We start from the raw sequence: 19625 nt of genomic DNA on the forward strand, positions 1-19625 counted from the left end.
GTTTACTCCATTTCCTTGCGCGCGTTGCGCACGTTCCAGACAAGAATCGGAGCAACCAGCAGCATGATCACCATGGCCGAGGCAGACCCGACGCCCCAGTCGTTGGCCCGGAAGAGCTTGTCGTACATGTAGTTGGCCAGCACCTGCGTCTCCCACTGGCCATTGGTCATGGCAAAGACGATGTCGAAGACCTTGAGCACGGTGATTGTGATCGTCGTCCAAACAACAAGGATTGTTGTCTTGATCTGGGGTACTTTGATCTTGAAGAAGATCTGAAACGGATTTGCGCCGTCCAGAATAGCGGCTTCGATGGTTTCTTCGGGAATGCCTCGCAATGCTGCAGAAAGGATGACCATCGCAAAACCGGTCTGAATCCAGACCAAAACGATCATCAGGAAAAAGCTGTTCCAGAACGGGACCGTCAGCCATGTTTGCGGCTCGGCCCCTCCGAAGAAGATGTAGAGCGCGTTCAGGATCCCGATCTGGTCCTGTTCTGCGGGGCGCGCATCATAGACCAGTTTCCAGATCACCGAGGCACCAACGAAAGATATCGCCATCGGCATGAAGATCAGAGACTTGGCGAAGTTGCCCCAACGGATGCGATCAGTCAGTTGCGCCACAAGAAGACCAAAACCCGTGGACATGGCGGGCACAACGATTAGCCAGAACATGTTGTTGCGCATGGCTTCCCAAAACTTCGGCTCTGCCACCATCTGAGAATAATTGTCCAAGCCGACCCATTTATATCCGCCGCCGGGCACGCGCTCCGTGAGTGACAGGCGCAGTGTTTCAACCACTGGATAGGCCAGATACAACCCCAGCGCAGCAAGCGCCGGGAACAGGAACAACCATGGGCGGATCATGTTGGCCCGGTTAATGTTGCGGCCCGCGTTTGGCCCACGCGGTGGGAACAGGACTGTGTCCAGAAACTGATTGGAGAGATAGAAATAGCCCACGCAACCCGACACGCCGATGGCGATCGTCAGCAGGCCTTGAAGTGCCGGTGTCATGGTGCGCTCATCCGTTTGGCAAGCGGGGCGATCATAAGATCGCCCCAGGCGTTGATCACTTGGCTGCATCCCAGGACGACTGGATTTCGCTGGCCACGGTGGCTGCATCTTTCGCACCCGACGAGTAATCGACCATCCCGGTCCAGAAGGTGCCCGCCCCGACCGTGCCGGGCATCAGGTCAGAGCCGTCAAAGCGGAATGTCGTTGCGTTGGTCAGGATTTCGCCCTGCCCGCGCTGGGTGTCATTTGAATAGTTTTCGGGGTTCGCACCCAGATGAGGTGTCAGGAAGCCGTCTTGCGCCATCATGATCTCATGCGCGAAGGGCGTCTTGAGGAACTCCATGAACGCTTCGGACGCAGGGTTCGGGTTGGTGACGGTGAACAGCGTCCCCGCCCCCAGTACCGGTGTTCCCAGATCCTTTTCGGCATAAGCCGGGAAATAGAAGAAATCCGCGTCTGCACCCAGTTCGGTTCCCTCAGGGAAATACGCAGGGATAAACGACGCCTGGCGGTGCATCATGCAGGCTGGCGGGCTGTCGAACAGACCTTTAGGACTGTCGCGGAAGTCGATCGCGGCAGTATCATTTGCGTTGCCTACGACATAATCGTCATTGCGAGTAAAGCTGCCATATTCTTCGATTGCAGCGATCACCTTTGGATCATCGAACTTCATCTCGTTCGATACCCATTGGTCATAAATTTCCGGGGGTTGGGTACGCAGCATCAGGTCTTCAACCCAGTCGGTTGCAGGCCATCCGGTTGCGCCACCCGAGGCCAGGCCAACGCAGAGCGGGGTTTCGCCATCTTCGACCATCTGATCCATCAGAGCTTTGAACTCTTCCATGGTCTGCGGCACTTCGTATCCGAAATCTTCAAAGTTCTCTGGTATGTACCAAACCAGAGATTTCACGTTCACGTTGAAGAAGAAGCCATAGAAACCGTCTGTTCCTTCGGCGTTTTCGAATGTCCCCAAGTCAACCCAGGACTGACCTGCAGCAAAGTTGTCTTTGATCCAGCCCGCCGACCCTTCTGCCAACGGTGTCAGATAACCTTGCTTTGCAAGATTTGCCGCAAGACCGGGTTGCGGGAACACCGTTAGGTTTGGTGCCGAACCTGCCGCAGCATCGATAAGGATTTGCTGTTCCAGCGAGTCTGAGCCCACATAGCTGGAACTTGCGCCGGTTGCTTTGTCAAAATACGCAACGAGGTTCTCAAAGGATTTCCCTTCACCCGCCAACCAAGGGCCGAAAATCGTCAGACTTTCACCGGATAGGTCCGTCGCATCGGCAAAGGCCTGAAACCCTTCCCAATCAAAACTGCCCTCCCCTACGGCGTGGATCAATTCACCCTCAGCCTGAACAGACCCAGCCATCAGGGCAAACATCGCCGCACCTGCGTAAAGCGAGTGTTTCATCTAATTCTCCTCCCAAGTTTTCACGCGCTTGCAGACTCAGTTTCAAAGCGCTTTGGATGCGATGTGTTATCCGCTAACAATTTCACTCTGTCAATGAATTGCTTTCTCGACCCAGCAGTATTAATAAATATTGCCATCGCAGCAAAACAAGTTGACGGGCACTTAAATTGCCCACACAACAAGTGTGAGTACGCAATTGAAGGCGCTTTGAATAGCATAATGAACCTAAAGCAGCTCTCGGAAATTTTAGGTCTTTCGCAAACAACGGTGAGCCGTGCGCTGAACGGCTTTCCCGAGGTCAGCGAAGGAACGCGCGTGCGTGTGCAAGCCGCCGCGCAAAAACATGGGTACAGACCCAACAGCAGGGCTAAGGGGCTGGCGACTGGTCGGTCCATGGTGATCGGACACGTGATTCCCAGTTCTTCGCAGCATGAAATGGTTAACCCCATCTTTGGAGATTTTGTCGCCGGAGCTTCAAAGAAATATGCCGAATACGGGTACGACATGATGTTCACCAACGCTGACGATACCTCGATCGAGGATGCCTATCGCAGCCTTTTTCAGCGTGGGGCCGTTGATGGCGTCGTGCTGCAAGGTCCTAAAGTGAACGAAGCTCGGATTGCAGTTCTTAAACGTATGAGCGTGCCGTTCATTGTGCATGGGCGTTCAACGGGCACGGATACGCCTTATGACTGGATAGATGTAAACAACAAAAGCTCGTTTTTGAGGGCGACGCGGTTTTTGATTGATCTTGGACATCGAAGGATTGCCCTTATCAACGGGTTGGAGGAGATGGATTTTGCACAGCGTAGACGCGCGGGGTATCTGGAGGCGCTAGAGCAAGCTGGTATAGCCGCTGACCCCGACCTGATGCGTAGCGCCGAGATGACCGAGGTTTTCGGACATCGGGAAACGCACGGCATGTTGCAACTTGATGATCCTCCGACAGCCATTCTGGCATCTTCCATGATATCCGCCATTGGGGTCAGGCGTGCGCTGGATGAAGCGGGGTTGAAGATGGGGCAGGATGTTTCTGTTATCGCCCATGATGACGACTTGTCTTATCTGAAGAACGGGCAAGACGTTCCAATTTTCACCGCAACACGCTCTTCCGTCCGGCAAGCGGGGGAAATGGCGGCTGAGATGCTGATTGAACGGATCAAATCCCCATCTGCTCCGACCAACACCAGACTGCTGGAGGCCGAACTGGTGGTCGGTCGCTCGACCGGCCCTGTCCCCAACAGGACGTCGATATGAAACACTCGCGCGCTGACTTTCCCAAAGATTTCCTTTTCGGAGTCGCTACCTCAGCTTATCAGATCGAAGGTCATGCACAGGGGGGTGCTGGGCAAACCCATTGGGATACGTTTGCCGCCACAACAGACAACGTGGTGCGCGGGGAAAACGGCGATCTGGCCTGTGACCATCTGCATCGGTTTGAGCAGGATTTCGATCTGGTGCGCGAGGCGGGGTTTGACTGTTATCGGTTTTCCACCAGTTGGGCACGCGTTATGCCCGAAGGTCGCGGGCAGATCAATCAGGCGGGCATGGACTACTACGACCGTCTCGCAGACGCGCTGTTGGCCCGCGGAATCCGACCTTGCGTGACGCTGTATCACTGGGAACTGCCTTCGGCTCTGGCGGATCTGGGCGGCTGGTGCAACCGTGACATTGCTGGATGGTTCGCTGACTTCACCGAGATCATCATGGGCCGCATCGGTGACAGGATGTACAGCGCGGCCCCGATCAACGAGCCATGGTGTGTCAGCTGGCTAAGCCATTTCGAGGGTCATCATGCCCCCGGGCTTCGCGATATTCGCGCCACGGCCCGCGCGATGCACCACGTGTTGCTGGCTCATGGACGGTCCATTCAGGCCATGCGCAGCCTTGGTATGAGCAACTTGGGCGCAGTGTTCAACCTGGAATGGGCGGAACCAGCAGATGACAGCGTCGCAGCGCAGCACGCAGCGGACCGGTATGATGCGATCTACAATTGGTTTTTTCTTGGCGGTGTTTTCAAGAAAGAATACCCTCAGCTGGTGCTGGATGGTTTAGAGCCGCACTTGCCGTCTGGATGGCACGATGATTTTGACACGATTGGCGCGCCGGTCGATTGGTGTGGATTGAACTACTACACGCGAAAGTTGATTGCCGCGAACGATGACGCATGGCCCAGTTTTACGGATGTTCCGGGTCCTTTGCCAAAAACGCAGATGGGTTGGGAAATCGACCCTTCTGCCCTGACCCGTTTTCTGGTTCGAACACAGAAGGACTATACGGGCGCGCTGCCAATCTATATCACCGAAAATGGTATGGCCAGCGCAGAGCGTGGGCAGGATAAGGACCGTATCGAATATCTCGACACGCATCTGGCAGCCGTGCAAAACGCTCTGGCGCAAGATGTTCCCGTGAAGGGCTATTTCGTCTGGTCTCTGCTGGATAACTATGAATGGGCCTTCGGGTACGAGAAAAGGTTTGGACTGGTGGACGTGGATTTTGAAACTCTGGAAAGAACCCCCAAAGCTTCGTTCATGGCACTGAAATCTGCCTTGTCCAATGGGCAGAACGTCTCTCAGCCGTTAGCGCAACCATTGGGTTCCGTGCATGAGCACTGGAACCTTGTTGCGGATATTGGTGGTACGAATACCCGTCTGGGGGTAGTGACAAATGGCGATTTGACAGGGCTGCGCAAGCATCCAACGGGAACTTTAAAAGATTTGCTGAACGCATTTCACGATCTGCGTGATGAAGTAGGTACAAATCCTCAGGCAGTTGTGGCTGCTGGCGCCGGTCCTGTTCGGAATGGCGTCATACGTTTGACAAATGCCAATCTGGATTTGTCCGAGACCGAACTGGCTCGGGCTACCGGTGCGGAACAAACGTTTGTCATCAACGACTTTACGGCTGCGGCATGGTCGGTCTCTGACGTGACACAGGATGATGTCTCGGTTCTGCAAGGAGAGGCAAATCCACCTATCGGCACGCGATTGGTGGTCGGTCCCGGAACGGGGCTCGGCGTCGGGGCGCTGCTGTATTCAGAAGGACATTATCATACAGTGTCCGGCGAAGGTGGTCACGTCGGCCTTTATCCCCGCCACCGCGACGAGGTTGAGATTTTTGAAGCCGCGCGTCGCATAGCGCCCGCGTGTTTCTTTGGAGACAGCCTCGCCCTGGAGGCGGAAATGTTCCTGAGCGGAACAGGCTTACCAATCTTGTATCAGGCCGTTGGAATGGCGGCAGGGCACGCTCAGATCCCGGCGCAAGCTGCAAAGAACATCTTGCAGGACGCGCGAGATGCTTCCGATCCTATCGCAGTGAAAACGGCGCAGATGTTCACCACTCATCTGGGTGCACTGATGGGCGATATGGCCGTCACCTTGATGCCTGCGGGCGGTGTGTTTCTTGTCGGTGGCGTTGCCGAGAAAAACCGCTGGCTATTTGGACAGGACTTCATGGAAGCCTTCAATGGAGGTGGGCGTTTCAGTGAACTGCGCCAGTCTTTGAACCTCTACGTTTCTGAGCAAGCTGAGTTTGGTATTATCGGGGCCAACAATTTCTGCAAGAACGCCCTGAAACGTTAGGCGAAAAACTTCTTCGACAAACCGGGAAAGGACCGTGGAATGATCTTGTGTTGCGGCGAGGCTCTGATCGACATGATTGCCGAGCCAACAGCTTCGGGGGCGCAAGGTTTCGTGCCGCACACCGGAGGTGCGATCCTGAACACCGCGGTGGCCATGGGGCGTTTGGGAGTGCCCGTTGGAATGCTGACCGGAATGTCCAGCGATATGTTTGGCCAGCAACTGACCGACGCGCTAAATGCAAGCCACGTAGATACATCGCACATGGTCGTCTCGGATAGACCCACAACGCTTGCCTTCGTACAGCTCACGGACGGGCACGCAACCTACAGTTTTGTCGATGAAAACACGGCCGGGCGCATGTTGCTTCCCGAAGATATGCCGGATCAGCTTCCGGCTGTCACAGCCTTGTATCTTGGGGGGATCAGCCTAGCGTGCGAGCCCTGTGCCGATGCCTACGCGTCATTGCTGAACCAGCACGGAGGCGATCGGGCAGTGATGCTGGACCCCAATATCCGTCCGGGTTTCATCGCAGATCAAACCCGGTATCGAACACGCCTGAACCGGATGATCGCCCAATCGGATATCGTCAAAGTATCGGACGAGGATCTGGACTGGATCATTCCCGGCAGTGAACCCGAGGCGGCAAAGGCCGCCTTGCTGTTGCAGACCGGACCGTCGGCCCTGATCGTGACCCGGGGCCGCGACGGCGCGAACGGATATTTGGCGGATGGGTCACAGGTATCCGTGCCAGTGAAACCGGTGCAGGTCGTCGATACAATCGGTGCCGGAGATACGTTCAATGCAGGCGTGTTGACCGAACTCCACCGAGCGGGTCATCTGACAAAACCGGGGGTGCGAAACCTGACCCCCGACGCTTTGCGCGCGGCAATGGCCTTGGGCGCCGAGGTTGCAGCTGTAACCGTTTCCCGTGCCGGGGCAGAGCCGCCTTGGGCACATGAGCTTTGATCATTGAGGTTAGCCAATGAAGCGATCCGAAATAAACCGCATCAAGTCTGAAGCGCAGACTTTCATCCAATCCTTCGGAGCAGTGTTGCCGCCTTTCGCATATTGGTCGCCCGAGCAGCTGCGCAGCCCTGAGGCGCAAACGATCCGAGGCCGGGGCTTGGGGTGGGACATTACCGATTACGCCCAAGGCCGGTTTGACGAGTTGGGCCTTTTTCTTTTTACCCTGCGCAATGGTGAAGTGAACGATTTGAAATCCGGTCGTGGGATGCTGTACGCAGAAAAGCTATTGATCTCGAAAGATAAACAGCTGTCCCCAATGCATCGTCACATCGTAAAGGCTGAAGACATCATCAACCGGGGTGGCGGCGATCTGGTGCTGGAGATTTACGCGTCAGACCCTGAGGGAGGCATCGACCGGGACACGCCTGTTACGGTGCCAAGCGATGCCTGCCCGTTTACCCTAAAACAAGGCGAGCATCTGCGCCTGAAACCGGGGCAAAGCGTGACCTTGATGCCAGGCGTCTGGCACGCTTTCTGGGCAGAACGCGGCGATTGCCTGATTGGCGAGGTTTCGACTGTGAATGACGACCGCACCGATAATGTGTTCGAAGACCCAATCCCGAGGTTCTCGAAAATCGAGGAAGATGCCGAACCGGATTTCCTTCTTGTTTCAGACTACTAAGGTTGATCCAGTTGAGCCTGTGCAAAAGGAATAGCGGGCACAACACTTGTTTTTCGTGCCAGCCCCAGTTTCCTACCGCTTGACAAGTCTTGCATTGCCGGACTAGCTGATCTCGATGGTTCCGCAAGGGATGAAAATGGGAATACGGTACGGCGCACCCCTGCGCCAAGTCCGTGACTGCCCCCGCAACTGTAAGCGGAGAGCGACGCCACTTCACCACTGACCTCGAGGGGTTGGGAAGGTTGGCCGAGCCTTGACCCGCAAGTCAGGAGACCTGCCATCGCATGTTAAACCAACCCGGGGCGGGGCGTCCTGGAAGGAGGCTCGATGGCGCGTTTGCGTGAAAACCCGGTATGGTCCCCCTGTCTGTGTCCGACAAAAGACGGAGACGGCAATGACCACCTATCCTGAGCATTTCGTTCTGATCTGTTCCACATGTCAAGGAACGATGACGGCGGAAGCCGTGCAAACCGCATTGGACGATCGGTTGCCAGACGGTTTTGAAACCCGGTTGATTGCCTGCATGGCAGGTTGTGAACGGGCCACGACCGTTGGTTTTCAGGCCACGGGAAAAGCGCAGTACCTGTTTGGCGATATTGAGACGGCCAACGATCTGACCGCTCTGGTTGAATTTGCAACCCAGTTTGGCGACAGCAAGGACGGCTGGACCAGCGCTTCGCATCGCCCCCCTGCCCTGTTTACCAAAACCTTGTCGCGGATGCCTGCCATGCCATCGCAGGGGGCTTCATGAGTTTCCTGGTTGTCGAAGATCTGGAGTACTATGCCCTGAATGGCGATGTGCTGCTTCAGGATGTGTCCTTCCGCCTCGACGAAGGCTCAATTCTCGCAATCGCTGGACCAAATGGTGCCGGAAAAACCACTCTGCTGAATTTGCTGTGCGGAATTGAAAGGCTGGTTCTGGGGGACGTTCGCGTCCGAAATCAAAGCCTCCGCACCCTTACCGCTCATGAACGTGCTCGAACCATTGCAGTGGTTGGCCAGCAGGAAATGCCAGATGCGCGATTGCGTCTGCGCGACTATGTTGCTCTGGGGCAAATCCCGATTAAAGCTGATCGATCGGCAGGAGAACATAAAGAGGATCTTGATCGGGTTCTGGCGACGGCCGGTCTGTTGCACCTTGCCGGAAAACCCATAGGCCAACTATCGGGAGGCGAACGCCAGCGGGCGCATATCGCGCGGGCGCTGGCACAAAACCCGTCTTTACTGTTTTTGGACGAACCGACAAACCATCTGGACCCGGATGCCAAGGGGCACATGCTGTCCCTGGTTGCCGAGTTGGGCGTAACGGTGGTCATGATCGTGCATGATCTGGTCATGATTCCGGAATTCGCCACCCATGTTGCGTTGATGAAATCCACACGCCTGACAGGGTTCGGACCTGTTAGCGACGTACTGACCCCCGACCGGGTGCGCGACACCTTTGGCGTGGATTACCTGTGCTTTCAGCATGAAGGCCGCATGATCCCTGCCTTGGATATCCGAAAAAGAAAACTGTCATCATAACAGGAGCTTACAATGATGCACAAACTCTGGCCCGTGGCTTTGTTCACCGGTCTGGCCAGCGGCGCGGCTGCAGATGCTATAACAGTGGACAATTGCGGTGAAACGTTGGTGTTTGAAACCGCACCGGAACGTCTTGTCGTGCATGACATGAACATGACAGACATGGCTTTCGCCCTTGGCCTGCAAGACCAGATCGTGGGCCTGACCGGCATCACCGGATGGTACAAGACAAGCCCTGATTTTGACGCGCAACGCGGCGAAATTCCTGAGCTTGCGCCCAAATACCCAACCATCGAAAACCTCGTCTCGGTCGAGCCGGACCTGTTCTTTGCAGGCTGGTATTATGGCATGAAGCCGGGTGGCGACGTGACCCCGGACACTTTGGAACCCTTCGGCATCAAGACCATGGTTCTGACCGAAAGCTGTATCCATTTGGACAAGGATCGCCCCACGGCCAGCATGGATCTGCTGTTCAACGACGTGTTGCGTCTTGGTCAGGTCATGCAGGTTGAAGACAAGGCCGAGGCACTGGTCGCGGGTTGGAAGGACCAACTGACCGCCATTGAAGCGAAAACTGTCGACTTGGCGAAAACGCGCGTCTTCCTCTTGGATGGGCCAGCTGATGCGCCTTTCACAGCCGGCAAATTCGCAATTCCCGACGCAATGATTGCAGCGGCCGGTGGCGAAAGCGTGACCCATGATCTGGAAACAAGCTGGGGCCGCACCTCGTGGGAGGCCGTGGCTGCCGCCAACCCTGAGTTCCTGGTATTGCTGGACTATCAGACCGGAAACGGTGCAGAAGATACGTTCCAGTTTCTGAAAGATCATCCAGTTATGTCACAAACCGATGCCGTCAAGAACGAACGCTGGATTGGCCTGCGTTACGAAGAACTGACACCTGGACCGGCGAACATTGAAGCCATTGAGAAGATGGCCAAAGCGATGCATCCGGAGATCAACTGATATGGCCCATTTGGGCCGTTCGATATTGCTGGGGGCGATCGTTTTGATCGCCCTTTTGCTGCTGTCCATCGTTTATGGAACGACGCAAATTCCGGTGCGCGACGTGATCTCGGCGATTGGCCTGGGTACGGGTCTTGTCGAAGGTGACATGTCCCCCATGCACCGGATCGTGTTTGACTTGCGCCTACCCCGAGCTTTGTTCGCTGCGGTGATTGGCGCGGGTCTTGGCGTTGTAGGTGTGGTTCTGCAAACCACTACGCGCAACGATCTGGCCGACCCTTTTCTGTTTGGCCTATCCTCGGGTGCGGCTGCGGGTGCGGTTCTGGTGATCACTGTCACCGGGGATGTACTGGGCATATGGACCTTACCTTTGGCCGCGTTTTGCGGGGGTCTGATCGCATCGGCTATCGTTCTGGCACTGGTCCAGGGTTTGCGCACAAGTGCGCCGGAAAAGCTGATTCTGGCCGGTTTAGCCGTCTCCTTTCTGTTTTCCGCAATCACGAACTACTTGATTTTCTCTGGCGACAATCGCGCGGCGCATTCGGTCATATTCTGGATGCTGGGTGGGTTGGGACTCGCCCGGTGGCAGACATTCCCCCTGGTCGTGATCGGCCTGGGATTGATCCTGAGCTACGCCCTTTATCGCAGCCGCTGGCTAGATGCGTTGCTGACCGGTGATTTCACAGCCTCTTCACTTGGTATCCCGGTTCAGGGTTTACGATTTCGCATGTTTTTTGTCGCCGCTTTGGCAACCGCCAGCTTTGTGTCCGTGGCCGGTGTCATCGGCTTTGTGGGCCTGATGGTGCCTCATATCGCGCGCGGCATTGCTGGTACGCTGCACCGGAATCTGTTGGTCACTTCAGCCATTGTGGGGGCGATCCTGCTGACGCTGTCGGATATTCTGTCGCGCCTCCTTCTGGCCCCGCAGGAACTGCCCGTAGGCATCGTGACAACGTCAATCGGCTCGCTTTTTGTATTCTTGTATCTGTTCAAATCGTCGCGCGGTGACTAAGCTCAGCCATTGGCCCAGCTATTTGTTTCGTGGGATAAAAGCTCTTGCACCAAAGGGTTCGGGAACCGGCGTTTGAATGTGATCGCGTGGAAGTTTTCCTTGATTTTCGGGTGCTCCTGCGCCTCGACCAGCCGACCCGAGTTCAACTCATCCTGAACCACGATCGGCGCCACCAGAGCCAGCCCGATATCTTCCCGCGCCAGCAGCCGCATCATGGCCATGTCGTCCACCTCAGCGGCCACCTGAGGGCGCACCGACATGCGGCTGGCCATGGCGTCAAACGCCGTGCGGACAGTGTTGTTCATTGTAGGCAGGATGAAAGGTTGTTCTTCCAAAAGGTCCCGTATGGGACGTGTCGGATCCAGACGATCCGGAGTGCCCACGATGCTTACCGGTTGTTCCGCCAGATGATGGGTGACAAAATTGGTCAAGCTGTCGCTTGCCGGTTCATGATTCATGAGGACCAGGTCGAAATTGAGCGTCTTTAGACCTTCCAGCAGCTCACTTGGGTTGCCAGACCTTAAGATGACCTCGACATCAACACGCGACAAAATGGGCCGCAAAAAGCGAATCTGAAAGTTCCGAGACAGGGTGGATTGCGCCCCTACTCTGAGGGCCTGCCGCGCATTCCCGGCATCTTGCAAGGTTGCCACAAGTTCCTGACCTGTCGCAAAAATCGCATCGGCATGGTCCAGAGCAATATGTCCGGCTTCGGTGAGGTGCAGCTTGCGACCTCTGCGTTCGAACAGTGGATGACCAAGGCGGTTTTCCAACTCCTTGATCTGCACGGACAACGCTGACTGGGACAGATTCAGACGCTGCGCCGTCCGTGTCAGGTTCCCGTCATGCGCGACGGCCCAGAAATATCGAAGGTGATGATAGTTCAGTGGCATATAGTTCTATCTAAGCGAACGATAATCATCAAACAATGTATTTTTCATATGCTGGGTCGCGACATATCTCGATCTGAACAAATCAAGTCAATGTCGAACGTCAAGGGACACATGAATGAGCTACCTGCTTCTTCCCCTCTTTAGTCCATTAATCCTGTTGGGATCTGCGTATTATTGCAGCCGACATCCGGGGGTCCGACCGCGTAATTTGCCTAAAGTCGCAGAATGGGCTGCCTTGGCCGCCTTTGCCGTGTCTGCTTTGGCGGTAACATTGTTGATTGCAAAAGGACCAGGAACCTCAGCGCTGATCGGGTTCTGGGGCATGGGATTGTCGGTCCAACTGGATGCCGTGAGCGCAACGATGCTGGTTCTGGTCAGCTTTATAGGCTGGATCGTGCTGCGCTATTCGGCGACTTACATGGATGGCGAGCCAAGACAGGGTGCCTTTACCGGTTGGATGTTGGTCGCCTTGGCATCTGTTCTGTTACTGGTCATGTCCGGCAACATCATCCAACTTCTTGGGGCTTGGATCGCGACAAGTTTGGCATTGCATCAACTGTTGTTGTTCTACCCCGAACGCACCACGGCACAACGCGCGGCACGAAAAAAGGCCGTTGTGGCGCGGATCAGCGAAGCCGCGCTAACGCTGGCTGTGGTCCTGTTGATCATTGGCTACGGCACGACCGATATCGCCACGATCCTTTCGTCAGCGCAGCCAACCGTGACAACAATTGTTGCTGCCCTGTTGATCGCGTTGGCGGCCGTGCTGGCGTCAGCTCAGTTTCCGGTCCACGGGTGGTTGACCGAGGTTATGGAAGCACCGACACCCGTGTCTGCTCTGCTGCACGCAGGAGTGATCAATGCGGGCGGGTTCTTGTTGATCCGTTTTGCCGACGTGATGCTTGTTGCACCGGGCATAATGGCCTTATTGGTCATGCTGGGCGGGTTCACCGCGCTGTTCGGCGGCTTGGTCATGCTGACACAGCCCGCGGTCAAGACATCTCTGGCGTGGTCCACAATCGCCCAGATGGCGTTCATGATCATGCAGTGCGGCCTTGCCCTGTTCCCGCTGGCGCTGCTGCATATCGTGGCGCACTCGCTTTATAAAGCCCACGCCTTCCTGAGCGCGGGTGAGGCCGTGCGCAACGTGGCCGCCATTCGCCGGCCGGGGCCGGTGGCTGTACCAAGTGCCCGCAACGTACTGCTGGCCTTTGCAACCGGCATTCTGATCTATGGCGCAGTGGCTTCGGTGTTCGGGATTGACGGGAAATCTGTTCAGGCCATTGCACTGGGCGTGATCCTGATCTTTGGTGTTGCCTATCTGCTCGCGCAGGGATTTGCGGATGCCGCCCCCGGTGCCCTGACCCGCCGCACCGTCATCTATGCCAGCGCAACCTCTGTCAGCTACTTCGTACTGCAAATCGCGGCGCAGCGCCTGACATCTGGCACCTTGCCACCCACACCTGCTGCGGGTCCGCTGGAATGGGCTCTGATTGTTCTCGCGCTCATCAGCTTTGGCGCCGTGGCGCTGGCGCAATCGACCTTCCCGCTTTGGGCCTCGCATCCGGCGGCGGCTGGTATCCGGGTGCATCTATCAAACGGTCTGTATGCAAATGCAATCTTTGACCGGCTGCTGGACGGATGGTCCACGCGCCGGACTGTATGAATGGGGGATCAGACAAGATTATGAAACACGAAAGCTATCCTGCTCCGCTTCTGGAACTTATCGCGATTGCAAATGACGCTGTACGTCAGATCCCCCCTCTGTTTCCGCTGGCTGCAAATGTCGCCGTGAATCCTTTCTTGGGTCAGACGGAAGACACCCTTGCTGTTACGGCTGCGCGCCTTGGCCGCGTTGCTGGTGTGCGCATCACTCCTGACAGGCAAGTCATGGCCGAAAAGCTGAAGACCGGCGAGATGGTTGAGGGTGATCTGGTCGAGGCGATATCTCATGTTGAAAGCCGTTTTGATCCCTCGGGGCTTGAAAATGTGACGGCTGCTTTGACGGACGATGCGGTGCCACTTGCCCCATTGCCGACGGTTGCAGAACTGGCAGCCGAAATATCCGGCATCGACTGGCCGGGGTTGATCGAAGAACGTATCGGTGCGTGGGCTGCCAGCCATTTTGACGAAGGTCAGGCCCTGTGGCAGCCTCGCCGTGTTGGCGGTGCATTCAGCGCGTGGCGCGAGTTCGCGTCGCGCGACTTGACGCCCGAAATCAACGGGTTGAAAAGATTTGGCGCATTTGTAGCAGCAACCAACCGTTCACAATGGCGCGCCATCGGGCGGGCGTCTGAAACGCTGGGCGTAACGCCTGAAGCGGCCGGAACTACCTTCCACCGGTTGTTGGTCACGCTTGGCGGTTGGGCTCAAAATGCGCGCTATCTGTTGTGGCAGGCCGAGCTGCAGGGTCAGACCGACACAACGACGGTCGAGTTGCTGGCCATTCGGATGGTGTTTGAAGAGGCCCTGTTCCACCAATACCGCGATCAGATTTCGGCGCGTTGGTCGGAAACCATCGCAATGCACGAAACCCCGATAACTCCGTCCCGGGACATGGTGATTGATGCCATTCTGCAGGATGCCGCTGAACGGGCTCAACAGCGCAAGTTGAGCGAAGCTTTGGACCGACGTCAACCAAGGGCAACCGAAGGCCGCCCAATAATACAAGCTGCGTTCTGCATCGACGTTCGGTCCGAGGTATTCCGCCGTGCGCTGGAAGCGCAGGATGCGGGCATCGAGACCATCGGCTTTGCCGGGTTCTTCGGGTTGGCCAGTGCGCACAAATGCGCAGGATCTGACGTGACCGAACTGCGGGGTCCAGTTCTGCTGAACCCCAATGTCACGTCCAAAGCGGCAGAAGACACATTATCTGATCTAGACCGTCGCTACACGGCCCGCGCGAAAAGAGCGTGGGGTCGGTTTAAACTGGCTGCTGTTTCGTCCTTTGCCTTTGTCGAGGCGACCGGCCCGATCTACGCGGGTAAATTGCTGCGGGACTCGCTGGCTGCCAATGGCAGGACAACCAGATTTGACCCCGCACCGAAACTGGATCCTTCGATGGATCTAGCCACGCGCATCAATACCGCCAAAGCCATTCTGGGCGCGATGTCGCTGACCAGCAATTTTGCGCGTATCGTGATGCTGGCTGGGCACGGCGCGGATGTTACCAACAATCCGCACGAAAGCGCGTTGCAATGCGGTGCCTGCGGTGGTCACGCGGGGGATGTCAGCGCCCGGCTTCTCGCCAGCCTTCTGAACGACAACCAGGTACGGAAGGGTTTGCAGGGCAAGGAGATCGACATCCCGTCAGACACCTTGTTCCTGCCAGCGTTGCACAACACGACGACGGATGGTGTTACCCTGTTTGATCAGGATCATCCTGCGGAATTGTGGGCGCCGCAGATCGCACAGCTGAAGATCTGGCTTGCCGAGGCCGGGCGTCTTGCTCGCGCCGAACGTGCGGCGCGGCTGCCTCGGGCCAGCGGCGGAAGTGATATTGCGCGCCGTGCCAACGACTGGGCCGAATTGCGCCCTGAATGGGGGTTGGCAGGCTGCCGTGCTTTCATCGCCGCTCCGCGCAGCCGGACTGACGGGACCGGTTTGGCCGGGCAGTCCTTCCTGCACAGTTATGACTGGCGCTCGGACGAAGGGTTTGGCGTGCTGGAATTGATCATGACCGCCCCGGTTGTCGTGGCCAGCTGGATCAGTTTGCAATATTATGGCTCGACCGTTGCGCCGGGGCTGTTCGGAGGTGGTAACAAACTGCTTCATAACGTGGTCGGCGGGATCGGCATTGTCGAGGGGAACGGAGGCGCTTTGCGCCCTGGGCTGCCCTGGCAATCGGTTCATGATGGTGAAACTTTCCAGCATGACCCTCTGCGACTGTCGGTTGTCATCGAAGCCCCGCGTGAGGCCATGAACGATATTCTGAAGCGCCACGCAAATGTAAAAGCGCTGTTTGACAACCGTTGGCTTCACCTGATCGCAATGGATGAAAACGGCGATCTGGCGTGGCGTTACACAGGTGGCCGAGAATGGAGCCCAATTGCAAAAACTGCAAGCTCTGAGCAGGCTATTGCAGCTGAATAGCTAATAATGAAAGGGCCCGGTACATGTTGCCGGGCCTTTGTTCATCAGACTATCCGTTGATCAACTCCAGAAGGTCAGCATGTAATTCCGGGGTCGCCGCAGACACGACCGCGCCATCTGACTCAAGCGTCAAAGTTCTGCCCTGCCAATCGGTAATTACGCCACCAGCTGCTGTGACAAGTGGTGCGACCGCCAAATAGTCGTAAGGTTGTAAATCATAATCCACTACAGCGTCCACATGCCCCGCAGCCAGCAGCGCGTGTGGGTAACAGTCATATGCAAACCGACGTGTCTGCCCGGCCTGCATCAAGCGGGTGAACAGGTCCGGATAATCGCGATGGATCTTGTCGCCTTCGTTCACGTAGAGGATCGACTGTTCCAAACGCTTTTGCTGCGAAGCCCGAATGGGTTTGCCGTTCAGTGTGGCCGCCTCCCCCACGCCCCCCACATACACCTCATTCAAAGCAGGCATTCCGACCAATCCCAACTGAGGCTGCCCCTCAACCAGATATGCCAAAAGGAACCCGAACAGAGGATGACCGGACAGAAACGACCTGGTTCCGTCGATCGGGTCGATGACCCACATGTGCCGGCCATCACCGGCTTGTTTCCCATGTTCTTCACCGAAGATTCCATGCGCGGGGAAATGTCGCTTCAGGTAGGCCCGAACCTCAGCTTCCACCGCTTTGTCGGCTTGCGTCACGGGGCTTTCATCCAGTTTGAATTCAACGCCCAGAGACCCACGGAAAAACCGCATCCCGGTCGTGGATGCGATATTCGCCATCTGAACGGCGTGTTCCTTAAGCGTATGAGTGTCGACCATTTCGACCCTTTCGAAAGGGGTCATCCGCGGGGTCACAGATGACAGGTTTTTTCAATAAAGGTGCGGGCACGCAGCGACTGGATCCCGCCGTTTGTAGCAGTCGGTGCATCATTCTATGACATTCATCAAACCATTTTCCCACCAGCAGAAAAACACCGTGTATGGCATGAAAAAACTCCGGCGTTGAACGTCGGTATCGCGGCAGCTTTTTCGTCTCAGATCTTAATACGCTCCATCCTTGGATCGTAAAGCGGCAGCAACGTCGCCTGGCATGGCACCCGCCGAGTGGCGACGTCCAATTCGTACTCTCCCGAAGTGACATATTCCGCATCAACCCCATCAGGGTTGCGGATATAGCCGTACCCGATGGATTTCCCGATTGTATAGCCATACCCACCAGAGGTCAGCCAACCAACGCGTTTGCCGTTCCGATAGATTGTTTCCCGCCCCAGCAAGACAATGTCCGGGTCAACTGTGAAACAGGCCAGCATCTTCTTGACGCCCTCGGCCTTTTGCTTCTCACACGCGGCGCGGCCTTTGAATTCCACATCCTTGCGCAACTTCACGGCCCAACCCAACCCGCTTTCGAAGGGCGTATGATCCGGCCCGATATCAGAACCCCAAGCGCGATAACCTTTCTCAAGCCGAAGCGATTCAATGGCACGGTAACCTGCGTTGACCAAGCCATGTGTCTTGCCTGCCTCCATCAGCACCGAATAGACGGTCTGCGCGTATTCGACCGGCAAGTGAAGCTCCCAACCAAGCTCGCCTACATAGGTCACGCGCAGTGCCTTGACCGGACACCCGGCGATACCGATGGTGCGGATCGTACCGAAATTGAACCCGTCATTGGACACGTCATCGCGTGTCACAGCTGCAAGAATGTCCCGCGCTTTTGGCCCCATCAGCGACAACACTGCGTTGGACGAGGTGATATCGAACAACTGACAGTTCAAACCCTTAGGAATATTGCGGCTGATCCAGTCGAAATCATGGGTGGCAAAACCGGTGCCGGTGACGATGTAGAACTCGTCATGCGCCACACGACCGACTGTCAGATCACATTCGATCCCGCCCTTGTCGTTCAGCATCTGGGTATAGACCAGCGCTCCGACCGGTTTGTCCACGTCATTGGCACAGATCCAGTTCATCGCAGCCAGCGCATCCGGACCCTTCAGCGCAAATTTGGCAAAGGACGTCTGGTCGAACAGCGCGGCCACTTCACGCGCCGCTTTGTGCTCACGACCCACGGCGTTGAACCAGTTCTGACGACCAAAGCTGTACTCGTCCTTGGGCGTCTCACCCAGCGAGGCATCCGCGTACCAGTTCGGGCGTTCCCAACCCAGCTTCTCACCAAAGCACGCGCCTTGCGATTTCAGCGTGTTGTAGAGCGGCGACTTGCGGCAGGGACGACCGGAGTCATGCTCCTCATACGGCCAACCCATCGTGTAATGCTTGCCATAAGCCTCGACCGTGCGGGTACGCACCCAATCGGTGTCGAAATGCGGGCGGCCAAAGCGGCGGATGTCGGCGGACCACAGGTCAAACGGAGGTTCTCCCTTATGTACCCATTCGGCCAGCGCCATGCCCGCACCGCCACCAGCGGCGATGCCGAATGCGTTGAAGCCCGCGCCGACAAAGAAATTGCTCAACTCGGGCGCTTCACCGATGATGAAGTTGCCATCCGGCGTAAAGCTCTCTGGCCCATTGGTCAGGGTTTTCACACCTGCATTCTCCAGCGCGGGAACACGACCCAGTGCCAGTTCCATCAACTGTTCAAAATGGTCAAAATTGCTATCCAGAAGCGTGTAGTGGAAGCCCTGCGGAATGCCCTTCGTGGCCCATGGAATCGGGTTCGATTCATAGCCGCCCATGACCAGCCCGCCAACTTCTTCCTTGTAATACGTCAGGCGATCCGGATCGCGCAGGGTTGGCAGGTTGGAGGGCACGTCAAACGGTTCAGTGACCATATACTGATGTTCCATAGGCACCAGCGGCACGTTCACGCCATAGCGACCAGCAAAGGTACGGGTCCACTGACCGGCGCAACAGATCACCTTTTCGCATTCGATCCGGCCATGTTCGGTGATGACCGCGCGGATTTTGCCGTTTTCGATCTCGATATCGGTGACTTTGGTATCCTCGAATATCCGAGCCCCAGCCATGCGCGCGCCTTTGGCCAACGCCTGCGTGATGTCCGATGGGTTGGCCTGACCATCCGTTGGCAGATAGGCCGCCCCGATAACGTCTGACACATCCATCAACGGCCACAGCTCCTGCGCCTCGGACGGCGTCAGCAATTGCATGTCCAGACCAAAGGAATGCGCAGTTGTGGCTTGCCGTTTCACCTCGGTCCAGCGTTCCTCGTTACAGGCCAAACGCAACCCGCCATTCATCTTCCAACCGGTGCCAAGGCCCGTTTCCTCTTCGATCTTGTTATACAGATCGACCGAATAACCCAGCAATTGCGTGATATTGGCGTTCGAACGCAACTGCCCCACCAAACCCGCGGCATGGAAGGTCGTGCCCGAGGTCAGTTTTTTACGCTCCAGCAGCACGGTATCGGTCCAACCCAGCTTGGCCAGATGATAAGCGGTTGAGCAGCCGATAATCCCGCCGCCGATAATGACGGCTTTGGCTGTTTTCGGAAGGTCGGTCATGTCTG

Annotated in this window: 15 protein-coding genes, 1 pseudogene and 1 riboswitch; of the genes and pseudogenes, 11 read left to right on the forward strand and 5 right to left on the reverse strand. The window is 56.5% G+C overall.

The genetic code is table 11. The features are described from left to right. Window positions 1–2: 2 nt before the first annotated feature. Together AC2FJZ_RS04145 and AC2FJZ_RS04150 are read right to left on the reverse strand one after the other, a co-directional pair. The gene (locus tag AC2FJZ_RS04145; protein WP_050603878.1) at window positions 3–1010 is read right to left on the reverse strand and encodes a carbohydrate ABC transporter permease; all 1008 of its coding nucleotides are present in this window, start codon (window positions 1008–1010) and stop codon (window positions 3–5) included. A 55-nt stretch (window positions 1011–1065) separates the two neighbouring features. After that, window positions 1066–2424, reverse strand: coding sequence for an ABC transporter substrate-binding protein (locus AC2FJZ_RS04150; protein ID WP_496776160.1), 1359 nt, complete (start codon window positions 2422–2424; stop codon window positions 1066–1068). Between the two features lie 219 nt (window positions 2425–2643). On the opposite strand from AC2FJZ_RS04150, the gene AC2FJZ_RS04155 reads away from it, so the two are divergent. The 9 genes and pseudogenes from AC2FJZ_RS04155 to AC2FJZ_RS04195 all read left to right on the forward strand — a co-directional run bounded on the left by AC2FJZ_RS04155 (window position 2644) and on the right by AC2FJZ_RS04195 (window position 11152). Beyond that, window positions 2644–3681: a LacI family DNA-binding transcriptional regulator gene (locus AC2FJZ_RS04155; RefSeq protein ID WP_496776161.1), complete on the forward strand. Its 1038-nt coding sequence runs from the start codon at window positions 2644–2646 to the stop codon at window positions 3679–3681. Continuing rightward, window positions 3678–4979: pseudogene (locus AC2FJZ_RS04160) on the forward strand (GH1 family beta-glucosidase); the annotation flags it as partial. The gene AC2FJZ_RS04155 and the pseudogene AC2FJZ_RS04160, both read left to right, overlap by 4 nt. Further along, window positions 4956–6005 carry a glucokinase gene (locus tag AC2FJZ_RS04165; protein ID WP_496776300.1) on the forward strand — a complete coding sequence of 350 codons (1050 nt, stop codon included), beginning with the start codon at window positions 4956–4958 and terminating at the stop codon, window positions 6003–6005. The pseudogene AC2FJZ_RS04160 and the gene AC2FJZ_RS04165, both read left to right, overlap by 24 nt. A gap of 39 nt (window positions 6006–6044) precedes the next feature. Further along, window positions 6045–6971, forward strand: a complete 927-nt coding sequence (locus AC2FJZ_RS04170) for a carbohydrate kinase family protein (RefSeq protein ID WP_496776162.1) — start codon at window positions 6045–6047, stop codon at window positions 6969–6971. A gap of 16 nt (window positions 6972–6987) precedes the next feature. Next, window positions 6988–7653, forward strand: a complete 666-nt coding sequence (locus AC2FJZ_RS04175) for a D-lyxose/D-mannose family sugar isomerase (protein ID WP_496776163.1) — start codon at window positions 6988–6990, stop codon at window positions 7651–7653. Between the two features lie 99 nt (window positions 7654–7752). Further along, window positions 7753–7949, forward strand: a riboswitch (cobalamin riboswitch). Between the two features lie 98 nt (window positions 7950–8047). After that, window positions 8048–8404 carry a DUF1636 family protein gene (locus AC2FJZ_RS04180; RefSeq protein WP_496776164.1) on the forward strand — a complete coding sequence of 119 codons (357 nt, stop codon included), beginning with the start codon at window positions 8048–8050 and terminating at the stop codon, window positions 8402–8404. Beyond that, window positions 8401–9177 carry an ABC transporter ATP-binding protein gene (locus tag AC2FJZ_RS04185; protein ID WP_496776165.1) on the forward strand — a complete coding sequence of 259 codons (777 nt, stop codon included), beginning with the start codon at window positions 8401–8403 and terminating at the stop codon, window positions 9175–9177. The genes AC2FJZ_RS04180 and AC2FJZ_RS04185 overlap by 4 nt, the downstream gene beginning before the upstream one ends. Window positions 9178–9189: 12 nt before the next feature. After that, window positions 9190–10140 carry an ABC transporter substrate-binding protein gene (locus AC2FJZ_RS04190; protein WP_496776166.1) on the forward strand — a complete coding sequence of 317 codons (951 nt, stop codon included), beginning with the start codon at window positions 9190–9192 and terminating at the stop codon, window positions 10138–10140. Between the two features lies 1 nt (window position 10141). Beyond that, window positions 10142–11152, forward strand: a complete 1011-nt coding sequence (locus AC2FJZ_RS04195) for a FecCD family ABC transporter permease (protein WP_496776167.1) — start codon at window positions 10142–10144, stop codon at window positions 11150–11152. Window positions 11153–11154: 2 nt separating this feature from the next. Here the strand turns inward: AC2FJZ_RS04195 and AC2FJZ_RS04200 are convergent, their stop codons facing one another. Next, window positions 11155–12045: a LysR family transcriptional regulator gene (locus AC2FJZ_RS04200; protein ID WP_496776168.1), complete on the reverse strand. Its 891-nt coding sequence runs from the start codon at window positions 12043–12045 to the stop codon at window positions 11155–11157. A 115-nt stretch (window positions 12046–12160) separates the two neighbouring features. Between AC2FJZ_RS04200 and AC2FJZ_RS04205 the strand changes: the two genes are divergently transcribed. Together AC2FJZ_RS04205 and AC2FJZ_RS04210 are read left to right on the forward strand one after the other, a co-directional pair. Further along, on the forward strand, window positions 12161–13711 hold the full coding sequence (locus tag AC2FJZ_RS04205; RefSeq protein ID WP_496776169.1) for a proton-conducting transporter transmembrane domain-containing protein: 1551 nt from the start codon (window positions 12161–12163) through the stop codon (window positions 13709–13711). A 20-nt stretch (window positions 13712–13731) separates the two neighbouring features. Then, on the forward strand, window positions 13732–16137 hold the full coding sequence (locus AC2FJZ_RS04210; protein WP_496776170.1) for a YbcC family protein: 2406 nt from the start codon (window positions 13732–13734) through the stop codon (window positions 16135–16137). A gap of 49 nt (window positions 16138–16186) precedes the next feature. Here the strand turns inward: AC2FJZ_RS04210 and AC2FJZ_RS04215 are convergent, their stop codons facing one another. Beyond that, window positions 16187–16984 (reverse strand): inositol monophosphatase family protein, encoded by a 798-nt coding sequence (locus tag AC2FJZ_RS04215; protein ID WP_496776171.1) that lies wholly within the window; start codon window positions 16982–16984, stop codon window positions 16187–16189. A 191-nt stretch (window positions 16985–17175) separates the two neighbouring features. Further along, window positions 17176–19620, reverse strand: a complete 2445-nt coding sequence (locus tag AC2FJZ_RS04220; protein WP_496776172.1) for a GcvT family protein — start codon at window positions 19618–19620, stop codon at window positions 17176–17178. Window positions 19621–19625: the final 5 nt, after the last annotated feature.

Source organism: Ruegeria sp. CDSA079 (genome assembly GCF_059612245.1).

Bases quoted from the DNA above. Each gene is read 5' to 3' on its own strand.
- AC2FJZ_RS04180 (WP_496776164.1), top strand. From the start codon at position 8,048: ATGACCACCTATCCTGAGCATTTCGTTCTGATCTGTTCCACATGTCAA.
- AC2FJZ_RS04210 (WP_496776170.1), top strand. From the start codon at position 13,732: ATGAAACACGAAAGCTATCCTGCTCCGCTTCTGGAACTTATCGCGATT.
- AC2FJZ_RS04220 (WP_496776172.1), bottom strand. From the start codon at position 19,620: ATGACCGACCTTCCGAAAACAGCCAAAGCCGTCATTATCGGCGGCGGG.
- AC2FJZ_RS04215 (WP_496776171.1), bottom strand. From the start codon at position 16,984: ATGACCCCTTTCGAAAGGGTCGAAATGGTCGACACTCATACGCTTAAG.
- AC2FJZ_RS04170 (WP_496776162.1), top strand. From the start codon at position 6,045: ATGATCTTGTGTTGCGGCGAGGCTCTGATCGACATGATTGCCGAGCCA.
- AC2FJZ_RS04200 (WP_496776168.1), bottom strand. From the start codon at position 12,045: ATGCCACTGAACTATCATCACCTTCGATATTTCTGGGCCGTCGCGCAT.
- AC2FJZ_RS04165 (WP_496776300.1), top strand. From the start codon at position 4,956: ATGGCACTGAAATCTGCCTTGTCCAATGGGCAGAACGTCTCTCAGCCG.
- AC2FJZ_RS04190 (WP_496776166.1), top strand. From the start codon at position 9,190: ATGATGCACAAACTCTGGCCCGTGGCTTTGTTCACCGGTCTGGCCAGC.
- AC2FJZ_RS04195 (WP_496776167.1), top strand. From the start codon at position 10,142: ATGGCCCATTTGGGCCGTTCGATATTGCTGGGGGCGATCGTTTTGATC.
- AC2FJZ_RS04205 (WP_496776169.1), top strand. From the start codon at position 12,161: ATGAGCTACCTGCTTCTTCCCCTCTTTAGTCCATTAATCCTGTTGGGA.
- AC2FJZ_RS04155 (WP_496776161.1), top strand. From the start codon at position 2,644: ATGAACCTAAAGCAGCTCTCGGAAATTTTAGGTCTTTCGCAAACAACG.
- AC2FJZ_RS04150 (WP_496776160.1), bottom strand. From the start codon at position 2,424: ATGAAACACTCGCTTTACGCAGGTGCGGCGATGTTTGCCCTGATGGCT.
- AC2FJZ_RS04185 (WP_496776165.1), top strand. From the start codon at position 8,401: ATGAGTTTCCTGGTTGTCGAAGATCTGGAGTACTATGCCCTGAATGGC.
- AC2FJZ_RS04175 (WP_496776163.1), top strand. From the start codon at position 6,988: ATGAAGCGATCCGAAATAAACCGCATCAAGTCTGAAGCGCAGACTTTC.
- AC2FJZ_RS04145 (WP_050603878.1), bottom strand. From the start codon at position 1,010: ATGACACCGGCACTTCAAGGCCTGCTGACGATCGCCATCGGCGTGTCG.